We start from the raw sequence: 24,838 nt of genomic DNA, 5'->3' as shown, positions 1-24,838 counted from the left end.
GTTCATGACGTTGAATTCCTTGAAAATTAAATTGGTTTAGGCGGTTTCATCAGGGGCGCCATCGCCAGGTTGTTGTGCTTGTCTGAATTCTCGGTTTCATCACAGGTCCATTTGCCGGATAATAAAAAAGCCCGCTGGGGTCAGCGGGCTTTTTCTTTGGGTTCTTAATTTGCTGTCAGTTTACAGGTACAGCAACGACCACACGCCCGCATGTCAGGGAGTGCGCCACCACCAGTTTGCTTTCAGGGTGATTGTCGTTTGCATCAGAAGATCCTGTAAAAAGATGTTTGCAATGAAGTGCCTACAGAAAACGATAAAGCCGCGGCCAAGTCAAGTCGCTTTTTAGCCTTCTTTCACCAAATTTTAGTGAATGGTGACCTGACCATGAGAGCGGAATAACCTGATGAGATTCGATCTGCACTGCCATACGACAGCCTCCGACGGGGTGCTGAGCCCGGCCGAACTGGTGCGCCGCGCCGCCGAGAAACAGGTCGAAGTGTTAGCGGTTACTGACCACGATACCCTTGCCGGGCTTGATGAAGTGCGCCAGACCATCGCAGCCGAGCAACTACCGCTGCGGCTGGTCAGCGGGGTGGAAATTTCCACTGGCTGGGAGCATCACGAAATTCATATCGTGGCGCTGGGCGTGGATGAAAAAAATGTGCAGCTGACCGATTTTCTGGCGGGTCAGCTGTCCCGTCGCGAGGCGCGCGCGCAGGAGATCGGTCGCCGTCTGGAGAAGTGCCTTATCCCCGGCACTTATGAAGAGGCCAAGGCGTTGGCCGGTGACGCGGCGGTGACCCGTGCCCATTTCGCTCGGGTGCTGGTGGCGCGCGGGGTGGTCGACAGTATGCAAAAGGTATTCAAAAAGTACCTGAGCAGGGGTAACAAGGGGTATGCTCCGGCCGAGTGGCCCGAGATGAGCGAGGCGATCACTGCCATTCATGCCGCCGGTGGGCTGGCGGTGCTGGCCCATCCCAGCCGTTACGATCTCACCGCCAAGTGGATCAAGCGGTTGCTGGTGGCCTTCAAGGCGGCGGGTGGCGATGCCATGGAGGTGTCATTGCCCCAGCAGAGCCCGCAGGAGCGGGCCAATCTGGGCCAGTGGGCGAAAGATCACGATCTCTATATTTCGGTGGGGTCTGATTTTCATTTCCCCTCCAACTGGACCGAGTTGGGGCGCCACCTCTGGCTGCCCAAAGAGGGGATGCCGGTCTGGCTGGCCTATCCCGCTCATTTCGGGTTGAGCAACGAGCAGCATGCCGAGCTGCTGGCGAGTCGCTAACAACAGAGCCAGCGAAGCGGCCACAAACAGGTTAAGGTAGTGTCATGGGTTTTTGACCCGTGACCATACGAGCGGGCAGGTATTGCTGCCCCCATTGCGAGAACAAGCTATGAGTCAGCATTTTTACGTACATCCGGAAAATCCCCAGGCCCGCCTGATCGGTCAGGCGGTACAGATCATCCAGAATGGTGGCGTCATCGTCTATCCGACCGACTCTGGCTATGCGCTGGGTTGCCAGATGGGTGACAAGGGGGCGCTGGAGCGCATCTGTCGCATCCGTCGTCTCGACGCGACCCACGACTTCACCCTGGTCTGCCGTGATCTCTCCGAGATTGCCACCTACGCCAAGGTGGACAACGGCGCGTTTCGCCTGATCAAGAACAACACCCCGGGCGCCTACACCTTCATCTTCAAGGCGACCAAAGAAGTGCCGCGCCGCCTGATGAACGAGAAGAAGAAGACCATCGGTATCCGGGTGCCGGACAACAAGATTGCCCAGGCGCTGCTGGAAGCCCTCGGTGAGCCGCTGCTCTCCACCACCCTGATCCTGCCGGATTCCGAGATGGCCGAGTTCGACCCGGAAGAGATCTTCGACAAGCTGGGCAAGCAGATCGATCTGGTGGTCAACGGCGGTTATCTGGGCGAGCAGCCCACCACAGTCGTCGATTTCTCTGACGACGAGCCGGTGTTGCGTCGTCGCGGTGCCGGGGATCCGACTCCGTTTGAGTGATGTCGCTGAACCGGTGACTCTCCCTTCTGCCGAGACGGGGGCTGGCGCCACGCCACCCATCGCGAAAGTCCTGGGGCAGCCCTATCATGAGCTGCCCCAGGATTTGTTCATCCCGCCCGATGCGCTGGAGGTATTCCTCGATACCTTCGAGGGACCGCTCGATCTGCTGCTCTACCTCATCCGGCGTCAGCAGCTCGATATTCTCAATCTGCCGATCCTGCAGATCACTGCCCAGTACATGGAGTATGTGGAGCTGATGCGCGGGCTCAATCTTGAGCTGGCGGCGGAATATCTGCTGATGGCGGCCTGGCTGGCCGAGATCAAATCTCGGTTGCTGCTGCCCAAGGCCCCGGAGCTGGAGGATGAAGAGGAGGGGGAAGATCCCCGTGTCACTCTTATTCGCCGCTTGCAGGAGTATGAGCGGTTCAAGGTGGGGGGCGAGCGCCTCAATGCCTTGCCACGAGTGGAGCGGGAGATCTTTATCGCTACCGCCTTGCCCCCCGATTTTGGCGCTCTCAAACCACTGGCGCCCGATGTTTCGCTGGTTGAGCTCGCCCTTTACATGCAAAGTGTGGTAAAACGCGCGACTCATTTCGAACATCACCAGATCCGTCGCGAACAGATCCCGACTCGGGTGCGCATGGCGGAGATCCTCGCCATGCTCACGTTGGGGCAGACCCTGCGTCTTGAGCAGGTGCTGCGCGCTGAAGAGGGGCGCATGGGGGTATTGGTGACGTTTCTGGCCCTGCTGGAGCTGTGCAAGGAGCAGCTGATCTGGATCCTGCAGGCAGAACCACTCGGCCCAATCCATTTTGCATTGGCTGCAGAAGAGAGTGAGAAACGTGAACAGACCCATTGAGCGTGCATCCCGTCTGTTTCGTTGCAGCCAGAACCCCTGGGGCACAGTGCATTTCGCCTTGGCCGAGCAGAGCGAGGAGGGCAACCGTGGCGCTGCCCACTGAACGACTCAAGACCCTGATCGAGGCTGCGCTGTTCGTGGCCGGTCGTCCGCTCAATGTCAGCGAGCTGAAAAGCAGCGTGCTGGCCGATTATCCGGTGACCAGTCGCTATGTTCAGCTGCTGTTGGCCGAGATCAGGCAAGATTACAGCGAACGGGGCGTCGAACTCAAAGAGGTCGCCTCCGGCTGGCGCTTTCAGGCGCGTCAGGAGTATGCCGAAGAGCTCGCAAGGCTTTGGAGCGAGCGGGCGCCGCGTTATTCCCGCGCCGTGATGGAGACGCTGACCCTGATTACCTATCGGCAACCCATCACCCGGGCCGAGATCGAAGCGATCCGCGGGGTGGCGGTGTCGAGCCAGATAGTGAATACCCTGAAAGAGCGTGGCTGGGTGCGCAGCATCGGCCACAAAGAGGTGGCCGGTCGCCCTGAATTGCTCGCCACCACCAGAGAGTTTCTGGATTACTTTAATCTGCAGAGTCTGGAGCAGCTCCCCGAGCTGGATCCGGAGCTGCAACCCCTGTTGCCCTCGGCGGTGGACGGGGAGAGCGATGCCCGGTGAATGGCGCCAATCGTGCCGATGTCACCGGAATGTATATTTTTCAACCGTAGTGAGTGTCGCAACTGGCGTTCGCTACAGTTAACCCCGTTGCCCTTTGTACGAATGGGCAGCGATCAACAATCAGGTAACCCCGATGAGTGAAAAACTGCAAAAAGTGTTGGCCCGCGCGGGTCACGGCTCCCGTCGTGAGATGGAGGCCCTGATCACCGCAGGTCGGGTCAGTGTGGATGGCAAGGTCGCCACACTGGGGGATCGCGTCGAAGTGAACGCCGTGATCCGGGTGGATGGTCACCAGATCAAGACCCGTGCCGCGGAAGAGGTCATCTGCCGCGTACTGGCTTATCACAAGCCGGAAGGGGAGATGTGTACCCGTCACGATCCGGAAGGTCGTCCCACCGTGTTTGATCGTCTGCCCAAGATGGAAGGTGCCCGTTGGATCGCGGTCGGCCGCCTCGACGTCAACACCTCCGGTCTGTTGCTATTCACCACCGACGGTGAGCTGGCCAACCGTCTGATGCACCCGAGCCACGAAGTGGAGCGGGAATACGCGGTCCGTGTCTTTGGCGAAATCACCGAAGCCATGCTGCAGCGTCTGCGCAAGGGCGTTCAGCTGGAAGATGGCACCGCCAAGTTCAACAAGATCAAACCGGCTGGCGGTGAGGGTCTGAACCAGTGGTTCAACGTCACCCTGACCGAAGGTCGCAACCGTGAAGTGCGCCGCCTGTGGGAATCCCAGGAAGTGCAGGTAAGCCGCCTGATGCGTATCCGCTACGGCGACGTCAAGCTGGATCGCGGCATCCCGCGCGGTGGCTGGCAAGAGCTGAAACTGCCGGAAGTGAACTACCTGCGCGGTCTGGTCAACCTGCCGCCGGAGACCGAATCCAAGGTCGACCTGCAGCAGGATGGCAAAACCAGTCGTCACAAGCAGGCCGCCCAGATCCGTCGCGCCGTACAGCGTCACAAAGAGATGCAGGGCAAAGAGCCCCGCGCTCGCGCTACCACCGCCCGTCGCAAGCCGCAAGCCTCCACCCGCAACTCAGGTACCGGCAGCAAGTAGGCCGACAACCCGTTGCGAACTGCGTGCCGTCAAAGGGCGCGCAGTCGGCCAATAGAAAGGCCCGCACCATCTGGTGCGGGCCTTTTTTGTCAGCGCGTTGCCTGGCGGCAATATTATTGGACCTGTGCCACCGCTTCACGAGTGAGTCGGCCGATCTCTTCCCACTGTTTCTCTGCGATCAGTTTCTTGTCGACCATCCAGGAGCCACCACACGCGATGACCCGCGGGATCGCCAGATATTCATTGATATTGTGAGTCGAGATCCCGCCGGTGGGCATCAGCGTGATCTGGGTATAAGGTGCCAGCAGCGCCTTGATCATCGCACTACCACCCGATGCTTCGGCCGGGAAGAACTTCAGCGTTGTCAGCCCCATCTCCAGCGCCGCTTCAATGGTGCTGGGGTTATTGACCCCCGGGATGATCGGGATGTTCAGCTCCTGACAGGCCTTGACCGTATTGGGGTTAAAGCCGGGGGAGACGATAAAGGTGGCGCCCGCCTCTTTGGCTGCGATCACCTGCTCGCGGTTGAGCACGGTGCCCGCGCCAATCAGCATCTCTGGCTGACTCTGGCGCAGCAGCCGGATCGCCTCGACCGCAGCAGCGGAGCGGAAGGTGATCTCGGCAACCGGCAGGCCGTTATTGGCCAGCGCCGCCCCCAGTGGAATGATGTCTTCAGCCTGCTCGATGGCGATCACCGGGATCACTTTCAGGGCTTGCAGTTGTTCAGTAATGGATGACATTCGGTTGACCTCGTTTAGTGTGATGCCGGTTTGATGAAGCTGTCGGTGACACTGCGGGTGGCACTTTCCGGAATAATTGCCCCCTTGTGCTGAATGACGATCCCCGCCAGTCGGTGGCCCATGCGGGCGCACTCGTCGATCGCCCGTCCTTGCAGGTAGCCAGCCAGAAAACCGGCATTGAAGGAGTCACCGGCCGAGGTGGTATCCACCACCTTGCTGACCGCTTGAGTAGGGATAGTGATAGCGGGTTGCCCGGTTTGCAGGGCCTGGTAACAGCAGCCAGCCGCCCCCTGTTTGACCACCGCCTGCTGCACCCCGGCCGCCTTGAGGCGCTGCAGGGTCTGGGCCACATCCTCGTCCCCCCACAGGGCCTGCTCATCGTCGTCGGTGACCAGGGCCAGCGTAGTGATGGCCAGCAGTTGCTGGTAACAGGCCCGGGCGTCGGCCGGACTCTGCCACAGGGCGGGGCGATAGTTGCTGTCAAAGATGATCGCCACGCCCGCCCGGTGCAGTTCAGCCAGCCACAGCAGCAGCGCCTGCCGATCTGCCGTTGGCAGGATCGCCAGCGAAATGCCGCTGAGATAGAGCGCATCCACGTCGCTGACGGCCTGCTTGAGCTGTGGCAACTGCGGGTGCTGCATCAGGTAACGGGCAGCCGAATCGTTGCGCCAGTAGAGGAAGGTGCGCTCGCCGTGCTCATCAAGCTGGATAAGATAGAGGCCGGGATGACGCTGTTGATCGATGAGCACCGCGCTGGTGTCGATCCCGGCCTGTTGCCAGCGCGCGATGATTTGCTGGCTGAGAGGGTCTTGGCCCATGGCGGTCAGATAGCTCACCTGAATATCGGTGGGTTGGGAGGCTCGCGCGAGATAGATGGCGGTATTGAGGGTATCGCCCCCAAATGCTTGCTGCATGTCGCCAAAAGGCGTGCCATTGAGTTCAATCATGCACTCCCCGAGCAGGGCAATTCGTTTCATCCCCGGGCTCCTGGCAGCTGAAAGTAGCGGGCTGCATTGTGATAGCAGATATCCTGGATCATTTTCCCGGACAGCTGCAGATCACTGGGGATTTCACCCTGTTCGATCCAGCGCCCCACCATGTCGCACAAAATGCGGCGGAAATATTCGTGGCGAGTGTAGGAGAGGAAGCTGCGGGAGTCGGTCAACATGCCGACAAACTGGCTGAGCAGACCGAGTTGAGAGAGCTGCTCCAGCTGGCGCTGCATGCCATCTTTCTGATCGTTGAACCACCAGCCTGAGCCGAACTGGATCTTGCCTGCAATTCCTCCCCCCTGGAAGTTGCCCGCCATGGTTGCTAGCACCTCGTTATCACGAGGGTTGAGGCAATAGAGGATGGTCTTGGGCAGCTCATCGGTTTGATCCATCTCATCCAGCAGATGAGCAAGCTCCCAGGCAAACGGCTTGTCTCCGATAGAATCGAAGCCACAGTCTGCGCCAAGCAGGGTGAACATGCGGCTGTTGTTATTACGCTGTGCGCCCAGATGCAACTGCATCACCCAGCCTCGCTTGGCGTATTGACGGCCGAGCCATACCTGAACGGCAGTGGAGAAGGCGGCAATCTGCGATTCGTCCAGCACCTCTCCGGCCAGTCGGCGCTGGAGCAGCTGAGTCAGGGTCGCATCGGAGGGAACAGGTGCATAACGCACCACTTCGATACCGTGATCCGCTGCGCGGCAGCCATGCTGGGCGAAGTGTTCAAGGCGCCGTTCCAGCGCGGTCAGCAAGTCGGCAAAGGTAGCAATGTCGACATCGGCGGCGGCTCCCAATGCCCCAATGTAGTCAGCAAAACCGGCTTGCTCGATCTTGAATACCTTGTCGGGGCGCCAGCTGGGGAGCACCTCGATAGCAAAACCGGGGTCCTCGGCAATCTGGCGATGATAGATAAGTGAATCCACCGGATCATCGGTGGTACCGACCATGCGGACATTCATCTGCTGCATCAAACCGCGGGCGGAGAAGGCCGGGGTGGTGAGCAGTTCGTTGCAGTGATCCCATACCTTGTCGGCGGTATTTGGCGCCAGGGCGATACCCTCCAGACCGAAGGGGCGGCGCAGTTCGAGATGGGTCCAGTGATAGAGAGGGTTACCCAGCGTTTGCGGAACTGTCTGTGCCCACGCATTGAACTTGTCACGACTGCTGCTGTTTTTGCCGGTGATCAGTGCCTCCGGGATACCGGCGCTGCGCATGGCTCGCCATTTGTAATGGTCGCCCTCCAGCCAGATCTGGCCAAGATCATCGAATCGGCGATCTTCGGCAATCTCCCGTGGATTGAGATGGCAGTGGTAGTCATAGATAGGCATATCGGCGGCATAGTCATGATAGAGATGACGTGCTGCCTCGCTGTTCAACAGAAAATCCTTACACAGGAAAGACTTCATTTATTTCTCCCTTGGCCCGGTCGTTGCCAGATATGGTGATTAGAGCGCAGCGACGCAGTGACGGGCGCCGTGGTCAAGCAGCCCTTGATAGGCTCGAGTGACCGCATCGACAAAAGCACCCTGTTGCGGCAGTTCCGGGCCAAAGATGGCTTCAATGGCCAGCAACGGTTTGACCACGTTGCAGCTGAGACCGTGCTCTGCATAGATCGCCTGGAAGCGGTTGAGCAGGGGATCCCGGACATCGATCACCTCACCGTTTTCTCCCTCACCGCTGACATAACGCATCCATCCGGCAATGCCCAATGCCAGATGCCGGTAATCACTGCCGTTCTTCAGATGGAAGAGGACGGAGTCGACCATACGCTGTGGCAGCTTTTGACTGCCATCCATGGCGATTTGCCAGGTCTGGTGCTTGAGCGAGGGGTTGGTGAAACGAGCGATCAGTTGTTGGGCATAGCCATCGAGATCCGTACCAACAGGCATGTTCAGGGTCGGCGCCTGTTCATTGAGCATCAGGGCAAGTGCAGCCTGGCGGTAGGCCGGGTTCGTCATGGTGTCTGCGATATGGGCATAGCCGCCGAGGTAGCCGAGATAGGCGAGAAATGAGTGGCTGCCGTTCAGCATGCGCAATTTCATCTCTTCAAAGGGCACGACATTGCTGACAAATTCGGCACCAGCCAGATCCCAGTCGGGGCGGCCATTGACGAAATTATCTTCAATTACCCATTGCCGGAACGGCTCGCAGGCGATGCCACAGGGGTCATAAACACCGATGGCTTGCTCAATCTCTGCCAGCGTCTCTGGGGTGGCAGCAGGTACGATGCGGTCGACCATGGTGCAAGGGAAGGTGACCTGTTCACGGATCCAGGATGCCAGCTCTCCATCGAGTAGTTCGGCAAATCCCAGAATGGACTGACGTGCAACATGACCATTTTCCTGCACGTTGTCGCAAGACATGACAGTAAAGGGAGGGAGGCCACGCTCTTTGCGCAGGCGCAGGGCGGCAACGATGCAACCGATGGCGGAAGTGGGGGCATCAGGGTGCTGCAAGTCGTGCTGGATCAACGGATTCTGCGGGTTGAACTGCCCGGTGGCAGGGTCTGCGCAATAGCCTTTTTCAGTGATCGTCATGGATACAATGGCGACTTGCGGTTCTGCCATCTTCTCGAGGATGGCGGACATGCCGTCAAAGGTGGGATGCAGTGACTCCACCACAGAACCAATCACTTTGGGTTGTACGCTCTCGGCACCCTTCTCCAGAACGGTGTAGAGGTGGTCCTGTGCTCTGAGCGAACGGATCAGCTCCTCACCACCGAACAGGTTGACCTCGCAGATCCCCCAGTCTCCGCCATGTTGAGCCAGCATTTCGTGCGTGATCAGTGCCTGATGCGCGCGATGGAATGCGCCGAAGCCAAGGTGGACGATCCGGCTACGCAGTGCGGTACGTTGGTATGGAGATAACATCAATTCAGTCAGCTTGGAATTCATTGTCATTGCCTCGATTCATAGAGCTTCTGCAACTCGCCTGAGTTGTTGGTTTTGGTCTGGTTGTCTGCTAGCAGGCTGGAGGTGATGACACCGGGCATACACTGATAACGACACCTTTGGTATCAGCATGTTAGCTTCTGGTTGTGCGTAAAGCTAATTTGGTTGACCAATATTGTCTTTTTTTGAGATCTGGATCAACCAAATGGATCAAGTTGGTTGATCTGAAATCCTCTCCTCAAGATGATGGCGCCATTCCGTAGCCAGAACACTCTGATGTGGCCTGACTTATTTAAATTGATGGTTGAAGGATTCGATATTAACATCAAAGTTAAAAACTTGAGGTGGTATATCATCGCCTTGGTTTGCTTGGGCACAATTGTTAATTATTTATCACGCAGTTCACTCAGTATTGCTGCGCCTCAGGTAATGAGTGATCTTAATTTCACCGAGAAAGAGTACTCGTGGATAGTTAGCGCATTTCAAATTTGTTATACCATTGCGCAGCCGATAGCTGGTTATATTATCGATATGATCGGACTCAAGGTCGGTTTTTTTATATTTGCTATCGCTTGGTCATTATTCAATATGGCTCATGCATTTGCCGGTGGTTGGGTGAGTTTGGCTTTTTTACGCGGCGGGATGGGGTTAACGGAAGCTGCTGCAATTCCTGCAGGGATGAAAGCCAGTGCAGAGTGGTTCCCGGCCAAAGAGCGTGGTATTGCAGGCGGATTATTCAATGCTGGTACTTCAGTGGGGGCAATGCTGGCACCGCCGCTCGTTGTATGGGCGATGCTTACCTTTGAAAACAGTGGCTTAGGTACGGAGATGGCGTTCATCATTACGGGTGGCGTCGGAATCCTGTTTGCTATTACATGGTATTTGATATATCGCTCACCGGCCAAACATAGCTGGCTGACCAAAAAAGAGTTGGATTACATTGAACAGGGCCAAGAAAAGCATCTGGTTGCTAATGATGGTAAACCTGCAATAAAAGAAATCCTCAAGCAGCGTAATTTCTGGGGATTGGCGATTGCTCGATTTTTGGCTGACCCTGCATGGGGCACACTGAGTTTCTGGATGCCGTTGTATTTGACCTCGGTCATGCATCTGCCGTTAAAAGAGATTGCCATGTTTGCCTGGTTACCATTTCTGGCGGCGGACTTCGGTTGTGTTGCGGGTGGTTTTATGGCCAAGTTTTTCATGGAAAAACTGCATATGACGACGCTGAACGCCCGCAGAACCAGTTTCACGATTGGTGCGATACTCATGTTGGCAATTGGTTTTGTCAGTATTGTAAAAGATCCCTATGTTGCAATTGCCCTGATGAGCGTTGGCGGTTTTGCTCACCAGACACTTTCAACCGTGGTGATCACCATGTCGGCGGATCTGTTCAAAAAGAATGAAGTGGCCACAGTGGTCGGACTGGCGGGTTCAGCGGCATGGATTGGTCAGCTTTCGTTTACGCTGGTGCTGGGTGCTTTGGTTGCCATTATCGGTTATGGCCCTTTCTTCATCAGCCTCAGTATTTTCGATGTTATCGGGGCCGTAGTGTTGTGGGTTCTGCTCAAAGAACCGGCTTCCCAGACGGTTGCTCACTGCCAGATGAAAAAAGCCACCGCAGCGGCTTACTGAGCACATTGATGGACTCTCATGTTGCGGGTGGTCACTTATCTCGATTACTTTGGTTGACCAATTCATGCTGGTTGCTTACCATTTCCCAAAACAGAGCGACCCATTTGAGAGTGAGCCATGAGTGTCGAAGTAAAACGTCAATACCGTGAAGTCGGTGAGTTTATCAAGGAAGAGCTGGCATCAGGAAAGTATGCCATCGGCACAAGATTGCCCCCTGAACGTGACATTGCTGAACAGGTGGGGGTCGGGCGTTCGGTGGTGAGAGAGGCGCTCATCATGCTGGAGATTGAAGGTTTTGTTGAGGTGAAAAAAGGATCCGGTATTTATGTCATCGCGATCCCCTCTGAACCGAATGCAAACCCGAATGACATCATGATGGGGCCATTTGAACTGCTGCAAGCCAGACAATTGCTGGAGAGCAATATCGCAGAGTTTGCTGCAATTCAGGTGACTCCGTCAGATATCCAGAAGATGAGAATTGCACTCGAGGCCGAGCGCCAGGATGTGGAAAGTGGTGAAGGTGAAGAGGGTGATATGAATTTTCACCTGGCAATAGCCGAAGCGACTCATAACAACATGCTGGTTGCATTGTGGCGCAAGTCTTGGGTCAGTCGAGAAAATAACCCGATGTGGCAGCATTTGCATGACCGGATTGCCAGTACTGAATATCGCAAAGAGTGGTTGAATGACCATGTTGCAATATTGTCAGCAATGCAGAAAAAAGATCCGGCTGCAGCCAAATTAGCAATGTGGACCCATTTAGAAAATGTCAAACAGCGATTGATGGCGTTGTCAGATGTTGATGCTCCCGAGTTTGACGGATTTTTGTTTGACTCTTATCCCGTCAGATTTGCAAGTTAGCGAACGTATTTAAACCAAGAGGTAGTAATGGAACAAACATGGCGCTGGTATGGGCCTAATGACCCGGTAACCTTGAATGATATCAAACAGGCGGGTGCAACCGGTATTGTGACTGCCCTGCATCATATACCGAATGGTCAAATCTGGAGTAAGGACGAGATCCTGGCTCGCAAAGCATTAATTGAAGAAAAAGGTTTAACCTGGTCGGTAGTTGAAAGTGTACCAGTACATGAAGAGATCAAGACACATTCTGGCCAGTATCAGCAATGGATAGCTAACTATAAAGAGTCGATCCGCAATCTGGCTGCATGTGGCATCGACACGATTTGCTATAACTTCATGCCCGTGCTGGATTGGACCCGAACCGATCTTGAATACGAGATGCCGGATGGTTCCCGCGCCCTGCGTTTTGACCATATTGCGTTTGCTGCCTTTGAGCTCTATATCCTCAAGCGTCCGGGTGCTTTGCAGGAATATTCACCGGAAGAGCAGCAACAGGCACTCAACTACTTTAATGAAATGAGCCCGGAGCAAATAGAGACTCTCACCCGGAATATCATTGCCGGCTTACCTGGTGCTGAAGAGGGTTATACCCTGGAAGCATTCCAGGCGCAGTTGGACAAATACAAGGATATTGACAAGGAGTGTTTGCGGGAACACATGGCCTATTTTCTCGATGAACTCGTGCCGGTGTGTGAAGAGTCCGGAGTACGTTTGGCGGTTCACCCTGATGATCCTCCCCGCCCGATCCTGGGATTGCCGCGTATTGTTTCCACCATTGAAGATATCGAATGGCTGGTTAACCGGGTCCCTAGTCAAACTAATGGCATCACCATGTGCACCGGTTCTTATGGTGTTCGTGGCGATAATGATCTGGTTGATATGATTAAGCGTTACGGGGACCGTATCTATTTCACTCATCTACGCTCCACCAAACGTGAGGACAATCCCAAGACATTCCACGAGGCCGCTCACCTTGATGGTGATGTAGACATGTATAATGTGGTATTGGAAATTGTGCGTGAAGAGCAGCGTCGGTTGAAACATGGCGATGGTCGGTTGATCCCCATGCGGCCAGATCATGGTCATCAGATGATTGATGACCTGCAAAAGAAAACCAATCCTGGATATTCATGTATCGGCCGTCTGAAAGGGCTGGCGGAAGTGAGAGGATTGGAAATGGGCATCACCAAGGCACTGTTCAGCAATAACTGATATTGATTGTGTCTGAGTGAGTTGCCAATCAATAAAGCAAGGAGGCTATTGAGCCTCCTTGTTGCATTTGGTGCAGCCACATGTACCGGGCATTAAGAAAAGGCGCCAATTAAAAGAATCACCAACGTCCTATTTTATATGGATTTTATTTGCTTTGTTCGGAGGGAGTTCTTTGCCAGAAAATCAACGGCCCACTCCAGGTTGTCGTTCACCGGCTGGGCAACATTGACGCAATGATTAATGGGATTGGTATAACACACTCCGGCATATCGCTATTTTCAGCGAGCATACCAGAGTGCTAATCACCTGTTTTATTGGTTGGCGTTCCGACGATGGGTGTCGAAACGTTCAGAGATTGGCTGCGGGATCGGTCGTGTTGCTCACCCCCTTGACTGGCTCGCCTAGCGTTGTCTTGAACCATGTGACAACGCGGTCAATCACAGGTTGTTGATACCAGGACAGGTCTCCATGACCGGCGTCCTCTACCAGTACGTATGTTACCGAGCTACTTTTCGCCCGCAGGGCTTCATATAGCTGTTTGCCCTGTATCGGCGAGACGAGCGTGTCGGCACTTCCGTGCATGATCAAAAAGGGGGGCTTGGCCCCCGTGAGGTGTCCCAAAGGACTGGCGGCCAGCGCTTTGTCCGGATCTGCCGAGATCGGTGCACCGGCGAAATCGCGGAAGGCTGGACCGTTGACCAGTAGAGCCTCGGTTGCTGATGATGACTTGTGCAATTGTTGAACCTCAGGTGAAAACCCCTCGCCGATGTTGAGGAGGTTCGAGATCCCATATAGGGTCGCTGCCGCCTGTACATCGGAGGAGCGATCCAGATACTCGCCCTTGTCGAACTCGTGCTCACCATTGGTGAGCGCCACCATCTGTGCAAGATAGCCGCCAGCTGAATCTCCCAGTACGCCGATACGGGCCGGATCGATACCATACTCGGTAGCATGGGCCCGCAGGTAGCGGATGGCTGTTTTGCCATCTTCCAACAAACCGGGAAACATGTCGGGAACGACACGGTATTCGGCGGCAGCGACCACAAAACCCGCGTTAGCCAGTGCTGAGCGCATTTCAAAGAATTTCTCGTGATCGGCAGAGGTGAATCCGCCGCCAGGGAAATAGACGATCGCTGGTTTCAGATCACTCGTCCGCGGTACCAGCAGTGAGAGGTGTAGCTGTCGTACGGATCGGGTGGAATGAACTTGGCAATAGATTACGCCACTGAGTTGGTCGATCTGCTCTCGCTTTCCCGTTGCGTGCATAACCAGAGCCCCTTCTGAATAACCAGGCAGATCAGCATTATTGGCGGTTGCCTGCCGGGCACCCATTCCCAGAGTGAGCACTGCGCTTATGCATATCACTTTGAACATCTTTGTTTTTACTCCAGGTTGACGGATCGCCTGCCGCGATGTGGTCGCCTCAGGCTGAACAGGGGTGATCAGTTATGTCGTGACGCGTAACCTTCCGGCAGTGCTTCCGGGCCGCAGGCGATAACCGTTTCATCGTTGGCACCACACTCTTCAAGGAAGGTGATATCGGCAAATTCGTCGATAACCAGCCTTGGATAGGTTGGGCCTGCATCGCGATAGGCTTGCATCTTGTCCAGATGTTCATTTTGGAAACATACGGTTTTCTGCGGCGCTTCTGCGATCCAGCGGGGAAAGAAGATCACGCCATGCAATTTGCGAGTGGTGAGGTTGAAGGCAACGCTGACACTGGTACCTGTTGGCTCATCCCAGGAGATTTTGAAGACCTCTGCCGACAGCCGCACGATATGGACGAGTTGGTCACGCACCCAGCGGCCGCCGACCATGCCGCTATGGATGCGGTAGTCGATTGTGCGGTCGTTTTTGACGTAAAGCTCGTACTGCCATCCATTTTCATAGGTGTAAATAAAGTGACGGCCAATAAAGTTGGCCAGTTCTTCCGGTTTGGTAGATTCGAATTCGTTATTCATAACGTAGTCTCCATGGTTGGTGTAGGCAGCATATTAGTTTTGTTTTTTGAAATTAAAAATTCTGATTTTGGTTGTTAATAATCTATTTTTTTGATGTATTGGGGTGTTTCAGTCAGGAGATGGCATGACCATGTTGCCCAAATCGACCATTGAACAATGGGGTGTATTACGTGCTGTCGTAGAAGAGGGGGGATTTGCGCCAGCCGCAGAACGCTTGCACCGTAGCCAGTCTTCAATCAGTTATGCAGTCGCTCGTTTGCGTGATGCTGTGGGTGTCGAGTTGCTGGAACATCGTGGTAGACGCGCATTTTTGACCGAGGCGGGAGCGGCCCTGCTTGCCGAGGTCACCCCCTTGATTGAAGAACTGAACCGGATCGAACGGCGCGGGCGCGGGATAGCACAGGGTGAGGCTGTGCGAATTCGTCTGCTGGTTGATACGTTGTTCCCGAAAAAACGTCTGTTCAGGGCAATTGCGCAGATCATGCATCTCTATCCGGATGCTGAGCTTCAGTTATTGGAAACTGTTCGCCAAACGGTGGATGACGTGCCTGCAGACTCTTATGATTTGGCCATTCTGACCATCGAACCGGAAGCGACGGATGTGGACAGGATTGCAGATATTCGTCTCATCGCGGTCGTATCATCTACACACCCTCTGTTGGCCAGCAGGCGTCCAGTGACCAAAGCGGCACTGGCACGATATCCTTTCGCCGAAATTCGTGGTTACGATAGCGTTGAGGAGAAGCCCTCAATGCCTGGGCGCAGTTGGCGCATGAACACCGTCGAGTCGGCTATCGATGCTACACGGTGCGGGCTGTGCTATGGCTGGTTGCCGTGTCACCTGATCCAGACTGAGTTGCAAGACGGCACGCTGCAACCGCTGCCCTTGGCGAGTGGCAGAGTTCGCCATGTGCCGCTCGGGCTTTATCGCAGCGGAATGCTTCCCGGCCAAGATGCGGCAATGACAGAACTGGCGCGGCTTTTGACGATGCCAGTTGAAGATGAGTGCCTGGATGAGCGATGGTGATGAGGTAAGTGTTTGCAACGGCACTAAGCATTAACTGCTTGCCAATAAACCGGGGAGGCCATTGCGCTTCCTTTGTACATTCGGCGCAGATTTTCGTACCAGCCAAAAGATTGCACCCCGGGTGAGGGCTTGTTAGCCTGTGCGGCTCTGATAGAGGAGTGAACGATGAGCAAGGTACTTGATGAGCTGCTGGCGTTGCTGGCGCTGGAAAAAATCGAGGAGGGCCTGTTTCGGGGCCAGAGCCAGGATCTCGGTCTGCGGGCCGTATTTGGCGGACAGGTAATGGGGCAGGCCTTGTCAGCCGCCAAGCAGACGGTCGAGACCGGCCGTCAGGTTCACAGTTTTCACTCCTACTTCCTGCGTCCGGGGGATGTGACCCGTCCCATCGTCTATGACGTGGAGAATATCCGTGACGGCCAGACCGTCTCCACCCGCCGGGTCAAGGCGATTCAGGGCGGCAAGCCCATCTTCTATCTCAACGCCTCGTTTCAGGTGCCGGCCGATGGCTTCGAGCATCAGGCGCAGATGCCCACCGGCATCACCCCGCCAGAGGAGCTCAAGAGCGAGCTGGAGCTGGTGCGCCCCTACGAGAACCTGATCCCGGCTTCCCTGCGCGACAAGATCCTCTGTGAGCAGCCCATCGAGATGCGCCCGGTGACCCTGGTCGACCCTATTCGGCCGACGGTGCAGGATCCGGTACGCCACGTCTGGTTCAAGGCCAACGGCCAGATGCCGGACGATCTGCGGGTGCACAAATACCTGCTGGCTTACGCCTCCGACTTCAACTTCCTGCTCACCTCGCTGCAGCCGCACGGGGTGTCGTACTGGGAGCCGGGGATGCAAGTGGCCACCATCGATCACTCCATGTGGTTCCACCGGGATTTTCGCTTCGACGACTGGCTGCTCTACGTGGTAGACAGCCCGAGCGCCAGCGGCGGCCGCGGTCTGGTGCGCGGCCAGTTCTTTACCCGTGACGGCATGCTGGTGGCGAGCACCATGCAAGAAGGGGTGATCCGCCGTCGCGGTAGTTAAGTCGCGCAGCGGTCAGCAAAACGGGGTGGCTTTAGCCACCCCGTTTTCGTTGCTGCCATTCGTGTTGGTGATGCGGTATCAGCCACCGCGCTGGTATTTGAAGCGCTTTTTGCGCCGATAGGGATAGACATCCTCAAATACCCCCACCTTGATGTTGCTCTGCAGCATCTTCCAGTAGTTGGCGTCGAACATCTCCTTGTGTAGCTGCAGCATGATCTCGCGCACCTGCGGCTTTTGCAGCAGGAAGGTGGCGAACTCCTCGGGGAAGATGTCGTTGGGGGCCACCGAATACCAGGGTTCGGCGCTCCACTCATCCTCGGGGTAGCGGGGCGGCGGGATCTGGCGGAAGTTGCACTCCGTCATGTAGCAGATCTCGTCGTAGTCGTAGAAGACCACCCGGCCGTGCCGGGTGACGCCAAAGTTCTTGAACAGCATGTCCCCAGGGAAGATGTTGGCCGCCGCCAGCTGCTTGATGGCGTTGCCGTACTCCTCCAGCGCGAGCCGGGTCTGCTGCTCGTCCGCCTTGTCCAGATAGAGGTTAAGGGGGATCATCTTGCGCTCGGTGTAGAGGTGCTTGATCACCAGCTTGTCATCGCTAATGGTGAGCGCCGACGGTGCCACCACCTTGAGCTCGGCCAGCAGTTCGGGCGAGATGCGATCCAGCGGAAATTCGAAGTTGGTGAACTCCTGGGTATCGGCCATCCGGCCGACCCGATCGTGCTGTTTGACCAGCCGGTACTTTGCCTTCACCTGCTCGTGGCTCACATCCTTGGGCGGGGTGAACTCATCCTTTATCACCTTGAACACCACATCGTAGGAGGGGAGGGTAAACACGCTCATCACCATCCCCTTGATGCCGGGGGCGATGATGAACTGATCCCGGCTCTGGGCCAGATGATGGCGGTAGTGGCGATAGAGCTCGGTCTTGCCATGCTTCTGGCAGCCGATGGCGTTGTAGATCTCGTAATCGGGCTTGTGGGGCATGATCTGGCGCAGGAAGGCGACAAACAGCGCCGGTTCGCGGGCATAAACCATAAAGTAGGCGCGGGCAAAACCAAACACGATGGAGGCGAGATCCGGCTCGAAGATCACCGTGTCCACATAGATGCTGTGACCGGTGCTGAGCAGGGGGAGGATAAAGGGGAAGACCTGATCCCGGGCCCGGATCAACCCCACCAGATAGGCCCCCTTGTTGCGGTAGAACACCTCTTTCAATAGCTCGATGGCAAACGGCTCATCATGAAGGATTTGCTGGCCGTTCTCGGCAAGATGGCGGTGGATGTCGACAATATCCCGCTGTTTGTCCTCATAGGGGAGGGTGAAACTGTAATCCCCGAGCAGCTGACTCAGGGTCTGCGGCAAGTGGGCCAGATCGGTGCGATAGACCCGCAGTAATGCGCTGAGATCGGGCTTGTCGCCACGGCTGACAAAGGGGTGGATATAGAGGTTCTCGTCGCGGATATTGCGATGGCGAAAGATCCGGCGATAGACGGAGTTGAAGAAGGACTCCGCCACCTCGAAGTTCTCGCACTTGGGCAGCAGATCGCTGAACGCTCCCTTGACCCGCTTGAGCAGCTCCTGGGTAGCGTGGTGCTCCCCCATCATCTGGCGGATGGAGCTGGCGGTGGCTCCCACATGATGGTCATAGAGGCGAATACGCTCGCGCCCGGCGAGCTGTACCCCCAGCCAGTCACTGTTCTCGAAGCGGCTCTTGCTGCCCTGGGTTATCTCGAGAAACCGGCTGTAAAACGACTCGAAGCGTTGCAAGATAGTCTCGGCGACGGCCTGTTCCAATGGCTGCTGCATCTCTCTCTTCCTTGTGGTCTGTCGGGCCGATAGCGCGAAGGATTGGGTGTAATTTGTTCACACATCTGGCCACTATCGCAACATTCAAACGTCTGTTCAAGTGGCAATTTTCGGGGATAAACGGTAGATTGCGCCCCTGTTTTGGTGATGGTTTAGCGACTGTTTGCTGTCTGTTTGAGAGGCCGTCCGGCCTGTGAGGAAACCCGATGAAGCTCTATTTTGTCCTGGTGGCACCTGCCCGTCCTGCGAATGTGGGGGCGGCTGCCCGCGCCATGAAAACCATGGGATTCGATGCCATGCGACTGGTGGCGAGCCGGGTACACGAAGAGGAGGAGGCGAGCTGGGTAGCTCACGGCGCCCAGGAGATCCTGACCCAGGCCGAAGCGTTCGACACCCTGCCCGAGGCGCTGGCCGACATGGATCTGGTGATCGCCACCACTGCCCGTGAGCGCGGCCGTTACCAGCACTACCTCACGCCGGGGGAGATCCGCGAGCAGATCCGCGCCAAGCCATCCCTTGGCAAGGTGGCCATCGTCTTTGGCTGCGAGGAGTCGGGGCTCTCCAACGAGCAGCTGGCCGAGGTCGATCTCATCAGCTATCTGCCGCTCAAGGTGAGCTACCCGTCCCTCAATCTGGGGCAGGCGATCATGCTCTACGCCTATGAGATGAGTCAGCTGATGGATGAGCTGAATGGCGACGGTGCCACCGCGGCAGCAGAAAATATTGATAACAGCGGACAGGTTCGGGTGCTTAAAAGCAAGACAGCAGAAATTCTGGGTGAACTCGGAGTTTCACAGGATGAAAAACTGCATCAATGGGTGATGGACCGGGTGCCTATGCTGCCGCAGCGGGATTTGAACATGCTTCACCTGCTCTGCAAGGACCTCGCCCGCCGATTTGGGCGTGAGTAGCAAAGAGGTTTAAGTTGACAGCCCTGCGCCCGGCGCGGTATTGCTAAAAGCCAGTTTCATCAACGAGTGTTCGTCATGCAGTTATTCACCAACGTCATCACCACCACCATTATTACCGGTACCACCACAAGTGGCACTGGGGCCGGTTGATGCGCTGACGAACAAGCACAGAAATCAAAAAAGGCCCGTACCCACCCAGTACGGGCCTTTTTGTTGGATTGGTTTTTAGATTGAGTTTCATGGATTTACAGGGAGAGAAAGCGATGAGAGTGTTGAAATTTGGTGGGTCATCTCTGGCCGACGCAGAGCGTTTTTTACGGGTTGCCGATATCGCGGTGAATACCCACGGCCAGTCTCAGGTAGCCTTGGTGCTGTCTGCTCCTGCCAAGGTGACCAATCATCTGGTGGCGCTGGTCGAGCAGACCAGCCGTGGCATGGATGCCAGCAGTACCCTGTTTGAAGTGAATGGTATCTTCTCCCGCCTGCTGGCCGGGTTGAAGGCGGCTTACCCGGCGCTGGATGACAAGGCGCTGCAGGCTCGCCTCACCGCCGAGCTGGATCAGGTCGAGCGGCTGATGCAGGGCATCCGCCTGCTGGGGCTCTGCCCAGACAACATTCAGGCCCGCATCCTGAGCCGTGGCGAGAATCTCTCCATCGCCTTTATGCACGAGTTGCTGCGGGTGCGTGGCCTCGAGCTGGGTCTCATCGTGCCGGAAGAGCTGCTGGTGACCGATGGCGGCTACCTCGAAGCCCACGTCGATATCGAAGCCTCCCGGGTGCGCTTTGCCGCCAAGGGTTTACGTCCTGTTGTGGCAGAAAAGCAGCGATGCCTCTACCTGATGCCGGGCTTTACCGGCGGCAGCGACAAGGGCGAAACCGTGCTGTTGGGTCGCAATGGCTCCGACTACTCCGCCGCCGTCCTGGCTGCCTGTGTCGATGCCGAGTGCTGCGAGATCTGGACTGACGTCGAGGGCTGCTACAGCTGCGACCCCCGTCTGGTGCCGGATGCCTATCTGCTGAAAACTCTCTCCTACAAGGAGGCGATGGAGCTCTCTTACTTCGGCGCCAAGGTGCTGCACCCGAAAACCATCGCGCCGGTGGCCCAGTTCCACATTCCCTGCCTTATCAAAAACAGCTTCAACCCGCAGGGGCCGGGCACCCTGATCGGCCCCGAGAGCGGCGACGATGACCTGAAAGTGAAGGCTATCTCCGACTTGTCCGGCATGTGCATGTTCAACGTCTCCGGCCCCGGCATGAAGGGGATGGTCGGCATGGCCGGTCGCATCTTCTCCGCCGTCTCCCGCGCCGGGGTCAGCATCGTGCTGATCACCCAGTCATCCTCCGAGTACAGCGTCAGCTTCTGTATCCACAGCTACGACTTGGAGAAGACCCGCAAGGTACTGGAGCGCGAGTTCGAGCTGGAGTTCAAGAACCAACTGCTGGAGCCGCTGGATATCATCAGCGATCTGGCGATCATCTCCCTGATCGGTGACGGCATGCGCACCAGTAAAGGGATGGCGGCCCGCTTCTTCACTTCGCTGGCGCAAGCCTCCATCAATATCGTCGCCATCGCCCAAGGGTCGAGTGAGCGCTCCATCTCGGCGGTGGTGCGGGATCGCAAGGTGGCGGAAGCGATCAAGGCGTGCCACCAGAACTTCTTCGGCAGCCAGCACTTTATCGACCTGTTCGTGGTCGGGGTCGGCGGCGTCGGTGCCGCGCTGGTGGATCAGATTGCCCGCCAGCAGCCGGTGCTGGCCGAGCAGGGCACTGGCCTGCGGGTCGTTGCCATCGCCAACAGCCGCCAGATGGCGGTCAACAAGGATGGTCTGAACCTCGCCAACTGGCGCGAACAGCTGGTCGAGGCCCGTGACAGCTTCTCGCTGGAAGGGGTGAAAAAGTTGGTGGAAGATAGTCACATCATCAACCCGGTGATCGTCGACTGCACCTCCTCCGAGGCGGTGGCCGTCCAGTATGCCGACTTCCTGGCCGCCGGTTTCCATGTGGTCACTCCGAACAAGAAGGCCAACACCGGATCGTTCGAGTATTACAAGGCGCTGCGTCGCACCGCCCGCCAGACTCGTCGCAAGTTCCTGTATGAAACCAACGTCGGTGCAGGTTTGCCAGTTATCGAGAACCTGCAGAATCTGATCAAGGCTGGTGACAAGCTGCGTGCCTTCGACGGCATTCTCTCCGGTTCGCTCTCCTTTATCTTCGGCAAGCTGGATGAGGGGATGGCGTTCTCAGAAGCGACTCAAATCGCCCGCAGCAACGGTTTTACCGAGCCGGATCCCCGCGACGATCTCAACGGCATGGATGTGGCGCGCAAGCTGCTCATTCTGGCTCGTGAGGCGGGCATGGCACTGGAGCTCTCCGATGTGGAGGTGGAGCAGGCGCTGCCACCGGGCTTTGACGCCAGCGGCGACGTAGAAGCCTTTATGGCCCGCCTGCCGGAGGCTGACGGCTGGTTCCGCGACCAGTTCGCCGCGGCCCAGCGTGAAGGCAAGGTGCTGCGCTATGTGGGGTCGATTGAAGGTGGCAAGTGCAAGGTCGCCATCAAGGCGGTCGGTGCCGACGAGCCGCTGTTCAAGGTCAAAGACGGGGAGAACGCGCTCGCCTTCTTCTCCACCTACTACCAGCCGATCCCGCTGGTGCTGCGTGGCTATGGCGCCGGTACCGAAGTGACCGCGGCGGGCGTCTTTGCCGACGTGCTGCGCACCCAGAACTGGAAGCAGGAGCTATAAGCATGAGTTCAGACATGTACCCCTCTTATATGACTGAAGGCGGCAGCGTCGTCGCCTATGCCCCCGCCTCCAGCGCCAACCTGAGCGTGGGATTCGATGTACTGGGGGCGGCGCTCGCCCCCGTGGATGGCTCCCTGCTCGGCGATCGGGTGCAGGTGAAAGCCGCTGACGTGCCGTTTGCGCTCTCATCCGTGGGCCGCTACGCCCACAAGCTGCCGGACGATCCGAAAAAGAATATCCTCTACGACTGCTGGGTTGCCTATGGCGAGACGCTGGAGAAGCGCGGCCTGACACTCAAGCCGCTCGAAATGGTGCTGGAGAAGAACCTGCCGGTCGGCTCGGGTCTGGGTTCCAGCGCCTGCAGCGTGGTGGCGGCGCTGGAGGGGCTCAACGCCTTTCACGGCGCACCGCTCAATGAGCACGACATGGTGCTGTTGATGGGGGAGATGGAGGGGCGCATCTCCGGCTCCGTCCACTACGACAACGTGGCCCCCTGTTATCTGGGCGGCATGCAGCTGGTGCTGGAAGAGCACGGTGTCATCAGCCAGGGCATTCCGGTGTTTGAGCAGTGGTACTGGGTGGTCTGCTATCCGGGCACTGTTGTTTCGACCGCCGCGGCCCGCGCTATCCTGCCAGCCCAATATCGCCGTCAGGATTGCCTCACCTACGGTCGCCGCCTGGCTGCCTTTGTTCATGCCAGCTACACCGGGCAGGAAGGCTTGGCGGCGAGCGTTTTGAAAGACGTGATTGCCGAACCCTACCGCGCGGCGTTGATTGAAGGCTTTGCCGAGGTGCGGGCCCAGGCGGCCCAGAACGGGGCGCTGGCTACCGGCATCTCCGGCTCCGGTCCCACCGTGTTTGTGGTGATGAAGGAGCTGGCGCAGGCCGAGCGAATGAAGGATTGGATGGAAGCACATTTCGTGCAGAACGAAGATGGATTTGCCCGGGTCTGCAAACTGGACATGGCCGGGGCACGGGTAACAGGAAGCGAGCTATGAATCTCTACAACATCAAGGACAACAGCGAACAGGTGAGCTTCGCGCAGGCGGTGCGTCAGGGCTTGGGTCGCGAACAGGGGCTCTTCTTCCCCGAACAACTCGAACCGCTCGCCGATGTGGATGCCCTGCTGGATCTGCCGCTGGCCGAACGCTCTGCCCGCATCCTGAGCCACCTGTTGGGGGATGAAGTGCCCGCCGCCAAGGTGAGCGAGCTGATTAACGCCGCCTTCACCTTCCCGGCGCCGCTGGTGAAACTCAAGGATGGCACCTATGCCCTTGAGCTATTCCACGGCCCGACCCTGGCGTTCAAGGATTTCGGCGGTCGCTTTATGGCCCAGTGCCTTGCGGCCTTCAGAACCAACGACAAGATCACCATCCTCACTGCCACCTCGGGCGACACCGGCGCAGCTGTGGCCCACGCCTTCTACGGGCTGGAGGGGATCGAAGTGGTCATTCTCTATCCCAAGGGCAAGATCAGCCCCTTGCAGGAGAGGCTCTTCTGCACCCTTGGCGGCAATATCCGCACCATCGCCATCGACGGCGACTTCGATGCCTGTCAGGCGCTGGTAAAACAGGCCTTTGACGATGAAGAGCTGAAAAAGGCCATTGGCCTCAACTCCGCCAACTCCATCAATATCAGCCGTCTGCTGGCGCAGGTTTGCTACTACTTCGAAGCGGTGGCCCAGTTGCCGAAAGCCTCCCGCGCCAAGGCGGTCATCAGCGTGCCGTCCGGCAACTTTGGCAACCTCACTGCGGGCCTCATCGCCAAGGCGCTGGGGCTGCCGGTGAAGCGCTTTATCGCCGCCACCAACGCCAACGATACCGTGCCGCGTTACCTGAAAACCGGTCAGTGGGAGCCGCACCAGACAGTGGCAACCCTGTCGAACGCCATGGATGTCAGCCGCCCCAACAACTGGCCACGAGTAGAAGAGCTGTGCCGCCGCAAGGGCTGGGCGCTGGAAACCTTGGGCTCCGGCATGCGTAACGACGCTCAGACTCGCGCTGCCCTTAAACGTCTGCACCAGCTGGACTACCTGTGCGAACCCCACGGCGCCATTGCCTGGGATCTGCTGGGGGAACAGCTGGCTGAGGACGAAGTGGGGGTGTTCCTGTGCACCGCCCATCCCGCCAAGTTCAAGGCGTCGGTGGACGAGATCCTCAATCTCGATGTACCGCTGCCCGGCCCGCTCGCCAAACACGCCGAGCTGCCGCTGCTCTCTGTTAATTTGCCAGCGGAGTTTGCCAGGTTAAGAGCGTTTTTGGTGGGTTAATCCGTTAAGTTGAGATAACCGGTAGAAATAAAAATCCCCCGGTAACGGGGGATTTTTATTTTTCCAATTAAGTCCGAGTGATGGGAATGCATACCTATTATCGCATGCTCAAAAAGGTCTGAAATTGATACCAAGGGAAGAGCGTAATAAATTTGTAAAAATTAAAT

Annotated in this window: 21 protein-coding genes; 14 read left to right on the top strand and 7 right to left on the bottom strand. The window is 57.0% G+C overall.

Translation table 11 applies throughout. The features are described from left to right. Positions 1-403: 403 nt before the first annotated feature. The 5 genes from ACE1BR_RS07095 to rluB all read left to right on the top strand — a co-directional run bounded on the left by ACE1BR_RS07095 (position 404) and on the right by rluB (position 4,590). Positions 404-1,285 (top strand): PHP domain-containing protein, encoded by an 882-nt coding sequence (locus ACE1BR_RS07095; RefSeq protein WP_374868876.1) that lies wholly within the window; start codon positions 404-406, stop codon positions 1,283-1,285. A gap of 109 nt (positions 1,286-1,394) precedes the next feature. Then, a complete protein-coding gene (locus tag ACE1BR_RS07090; protein ID WP_374868874.1) occupies positions 1,395-2,015 on the top strand; it encodes an L-threonylcarbamoyladenylate synthase in 621 nt (206 codons plus the stop codon). After that, entirely contained in the window at positions 2,008-2,874 is an 867-nt protein-coding gene (locus ACE1BR_RS07085) for a segregation and condensation protein A (RefSeq protein WP_374868872.1), read from the top strand. Before ACE1BR_RS07090 ends, ACE1BR_RS07085 begins: the two co-directional genes overlap by 8 nt. An 86-nt stretch (positions 2,875-2,960) precedes the next feature. Next, positions 2,961-3,533 (top strand): SMC-Scp complex subunit ScpB, encoded by a 573-nt coding sequence (gene scpB / locus ACE1BR_RS07080; protein WP_374868870.1) that lies wholly within the window; start codon positions 2,961-2,963, stop codon positions 3,531-3,533. A 133-nt stretch (positions 3,534-3,666) separates the two neighbouring features. After that, positions 3,667-4,590, top strand: a complete 924-nt coding sequence (gene rluB, locus ACE1BR_RS07075) for a 23S rRNA pseudouridine(2605) synthase RluB (RefSeq protein ID WP_323887359.1) — start codon at positions 3,667-3,669, stop codon at positions 4,588-4,590. Positions 4,591-4,703: 113 nt separating this feature from the next. On the opposite strand, the gene ACE1BR_RS07070 is transcribed toward rluB, so the two are convergent. The 4 genes from ACE1BR_RS07070 to ACE1BR_RS07055 are packed head-to-tail and all read right to left on the bottom strand — an operon-like array spanning position 4,704 to position 9,216. Continuing rightward, positions 4,704-5,330 (bottom strand): bifunctional 4-hydroxy-2-oxoglutarate aldolase/2-dehydro-3-deoxy-phosphogluconate aldolase, encoded by a 627-nt coding sequence (locus ACE1BR_RS07070; protein ID WP_216978359.1) that lies wholly within the window; start codon positions 5,328-5,330, stop codon positions 4,704-4,706. Between the two features lie 14 nt (positions 5,331-5,344). Continuing rightward, positions 5,345-6,307, bottom strand: coding sequence for a sugar kinase (locus ACE1BR_RS07065; protein WP_374868868.1), 963 nt, complete (start codon positions 6,305-6,307; stop codon positions 5,345-5,347). After that, positions 6,304-7,728 (bottom strand): glucuronate isomerase, encoded by a 1,425-nt coding sequence (gene uxaC, locus ACE1BR_RS07060; RefSeq protein WP_374868866.1) that lies wholly within the window; start codon positions 7,726-7,728, stop codon positions 6,304-6,306. The genes ACE1BR_RS07065 and uxaC overlap by 4 nt, the downstream gene beginning before the upstream one ends. Before the next feature lie 39 nt (positions 7,729-7,767). Then, entirely contained in the window at positions 7,768-9,216 is a 1,449-nt protein-coding gene (locus ACE1BR_RS07055; protein ID WP_374868864.1) for a fructuronate reductase, read from the bottom strand. A 273-nt stretch (positions 9,217-9,489) separates the two neighbouring features. Between ACE1BR_RS07055 and ACE1BR_RS07050 the strand changes: the two genes are divergently transcribed. From ACE1BR_RS07050 to uxuA, 3 genes are all read left to right on the top strand, one after another. After that, positions 9,490-10,848, top strand: coding sequence for an MFS transporter (locus tag ACE1BR_RS07050; protein ID WP_374868862.1), 1,359 nt, complete (start codon positions 9,490-9,492; stop codon positions 10,846-10,848). Positions 10,849-10,965: 117 nt separating this feature from the next. Further along, positions 10,966-11,709: an FCD domain-containing protein gene (locus ACE1BR_RS07045; RefSeq protein WP_374868860.1), complete on the top strand. Its 744-nt coding sequence runs from the start codon at positions 10,966-10,968 to the stop codon at positions 11,707-11,709. Between the two features lie 27 nt (positions 11,710-11,736). After that, entirely contained in the window at positions 11,737-12,924 is a 1,188-nt protein-coding gene (uxuA, locus tag ACE1BR_RS07040; protein ID WP_374868858.1) for a mannonate dehydratase, read from the top strand. 348 nt (positions 12,925-13,272) lie between these two features. Here the strand turns inward: uxuA and ACE1BR_RS07035 are convergent, their stop codons facing one another. Beyond that, the gene (locus ACE1BR_RS07035) at positions 13,273-14,298 is read right to left on the bottom strand and encodes an alpha/beta hydrolase fold domain-containing protein (protein WP_374868856.1); all 1,026 of its coding nucleotides are present in this window, start codon (positions 14,296-14,298) and stop codon (positions 13,273-13,275) included. Positions 14,299-14,366: 68 nt separating this feature from the next. Further along, positions 14,367-14,885, bottom strand: coding sequence for a phenolic acid decarboxylase (locus ACE1BR_RS07030; RefSeq protein ID WP_374868854.1), 519 nt, complete (start codon positions 14,883-14,885; stop codon positions 14,367-14,369). A 124-nt stretch (positions 14,886-15,009) separates the two neighbouring features. Between ACE1BR_RS07030 and ACE1BR_RS07025 the strand changes: the two genes are divergently transcribed. Together ACE1BR_RS07025 and tesB are read left to right on the top strand one after the other, a co-directional pair. Next, entirely contained in the window at positions 15,010-15,912 is a 903-nt protein-coding gene (locus ACE1BR_RS07025) for a LysR family transcriptional regulator (RefSeq protein WP_374868852.1), read from the top strand. A 165-nt stretch (positions 15,913-16,077) separates the two neighbouring features. Further along, a complete protein-coding gene (tesB, locus tag ACE1BR_RS07020) occupies positions 16,078-16,944 on the top strand; it encodes an acyl-CoA thioesterase II (protein ID WP_374868850.1) in 867 nt (288 codons plus the stop codon). A 78-nt stretch (positions 16,945-17,022) separates the two neighbouring features. On the opposite strand, the gene aceK is transcribed toward tesB, so the two are convergent. Beyond that, the gene (gene aceK, locus ACE1BR_RS07015) at positions 17,023-18,750 is read right to left on the bottom strand and encodes a bifunctional isocitrate dehydrogenase kinase/phosphatase (protein WP_374868848.1); all 1,728 of its coding nucleotides are present in this window, start codon (positions 18,748-18,750) and stop codon (positions 17,023-17,025) included. A 206-nt stretch (positions 18,751-18,956) separates the two neighbouring features. On the opposite strand from aceK, the gene ACE1BR_RS07010 reads away from it, so the two are divergent. The 4 genes from ACE1BR_RS07010 to thrC all read left to right on the top strand — a co-directional run bounded on the left by ACE1BR_RS07010 (position 18,957) and on the right by thrC (position 24,671). Continuing rightward, positions 18,957-19,661 (top strand): tRNA/rRNA methyltransferase, encoded by a 705-nt coding sequence (locus ACE1BR_RS07010; protein WP_374868846.1) that lies wholly within the window; start codon positions 18,957-18,959, stop codon positions 19,659-19,661. 263 nt (positions 19,662-19,924) lie between these two features. Further along, positions 19,925-22,402 carry a bifunctional aspartate kinase/homoserine dehydrogenase I gene (gene thrA, locus ACE1BR_RS07005; protein WP_374868844.1) on the top strand — a complete coding sequence of 826 codons (2,478 nt, stop codon included), beginning with the start codon at positions 19,925-19,927 and terminating at the stop codon, positions 22,400-22,402. Between the two features lie 2 nt (positions 22,403-22,404). Beyond that, positions 22,405-23,400 (top strand): homoserine kinase, encoded by a 996-nt coding sequence (gene thrB / locus ACE1BR_RS07000; protein ID WP_374868842.1) that lies wholly within the window; start codon positions 22,405-22,407, stop codon positions 23,398-23,400. After that, positions 23,397-24,671 carry a threonine synthase gene (thrC, locus tag ACE1BR_RS06995; RefSeq protein WP_374868840.1) on the top strand — a complete coding sequence of 425 codons (1,275 nt, stop codon included), beginning with the start codon at positions 23,397-23,399 and terminating at the stop codon, positions 24,669-24,671. Before thrB ends, thrC begins: the two co-directional genes overlap by 4 nt. The last annotated feature ends 167 nt before the right edge of the window (positions 24,672-24,838 follow it).

Source organism: Aeromonas sp. MdU4, assembly GCF_041929505.1.
Lineage (GTDB): Bacteria > Pseudomonadota > Gammaproteobacteria > Enterobacterales > Aeromonadaceae > Aeromonas.
This window is presented reverse-complemented; position numbering and strand designations above follow the sequence as displayed.

Coding starts and splice junctions, on each gene's coding strand:
- ACE1BR_RS07095 (WP_374868876.1), top strand. CDS start 404: ATGAGATTCGATCTGCACTGCCATACGACAGCCTCCGACGGGGTGCTG.
- ACE1BR_RS07090 (WP_374868874.1), top strand. CDS start 1,395: ATGAGTCAGCATTTTTACGTACATCCGGAAAATCCCCAGGCCCGCCTG.
- rluB (WP_323887359.1), top strand. CDS start 3,667: ATGAGTGAAAAACTGCAAAAAGTGTTGGCCCGCGCGGGTCACGGCTCC.
- ACE1BR_RS07070 (WP_216978359.1), bottom strand. CDS start 5,330: ATGTCATCCATTACTGAACAACTGCAAGCCCTGAAAGTGATCCCGGTG.
- ACE1BR_RS07065 (WP_374868868.1), bottom strand. CDS start 6,307: ATGAAACGAATTGCCCTGCTCGGGGAGTGCATGATTGAACTCAATGGC.
- uxaC (WP_374868866.1), bottom strand. CDS start 7,728: ATGAAGTCTTTCCTGTGTAAGGATTTTCTGTTGAACAGCGAGGCAGCA.
- ACE1BR_RS07055 (WP_374868864.1), bottom strand. CDS start 9,216: ATGAATTCCAAGCTGACTGAATTGATGTTATCTCCATACCAACGTACC.
- ACE1BR_RS07050 (WP_374868862.1), top strand. CDS start 9,490: ATGTGGCCTGACTTATTTAAATTGATGGTTGAAGGATTCGATATTAAC.
- ACE1BR_RS07045 (WP_374868860.1), top strand. CDS start 10,966: ATGAGTGTCGAAGTAAAACGTCAATACCGTGAAGTCGGTGAGTTTATC.
- uxuA (WP_374868858.1), top strand. CDS start 11,737: ATGGAACAAACATGGCGCTGGTATGGGCCTAATGACCCGGTAACCTTG.
- ACE1BR_RS07035 (WP_374868856.1), bottom strand. CDS start 14,298: ATGTTCAAAGTGATATGCATAAGCGCAGTGCTCACTCTGGGAATGGGT.
- ACE1BR_RS07030 (WP_374868854.1), bottom strand. CDS start 14,885: ATGAATAACGAATTCGAATCTACCAAACCGGAAGAACTGGCCAACTTT.
- ACE1BR_RS07025 (WP_374868852.1), top strand. CDS start 15,010: ATGACCATGTTGCCCAAATCGACCATTGAACAATGGGGTGTATTACGT.
- tesB (WP_374868850.1), top strand. CDS start 16,078: ATGAGCAAGGTACTTGATGAGCTGCTGGCGTTGCTGGCGCTGGAAAAA.
- aceK (WP_374868848.1), bottom strand. CDS start 18,750: ATGCAGCAGCCATTGGAACAGGCCGTCGCCGAGACTATCTTGCAACGC.
- ACE1BR_RS07010 (WP_374868846.1), top strand. CDS start 18,957: ATGAAGCTCTATTTTGTCCTGGTGGCACCTGCCCGTCCTGCGAATGTG.
- thrA (WP_374868844.1), top strand. CDS start 19,925: ATGAGAGTGTTGAAATTTGGTGGGTCATCTCTGGCCGACGCAGAGCGT.
- thrB (WP_374868842.1), top strand. CDS start 22,405: ATGAGTTCAGACATGTACCCCTCTTATATGACTGAAGGCGGCAGCGTC.
- thrC (WP_374868840.1), top strand. CDS start 23,397: ATGAATCTCTACAACATCAAGGACAACAGCGAACAGGTGAGCTTCGCG.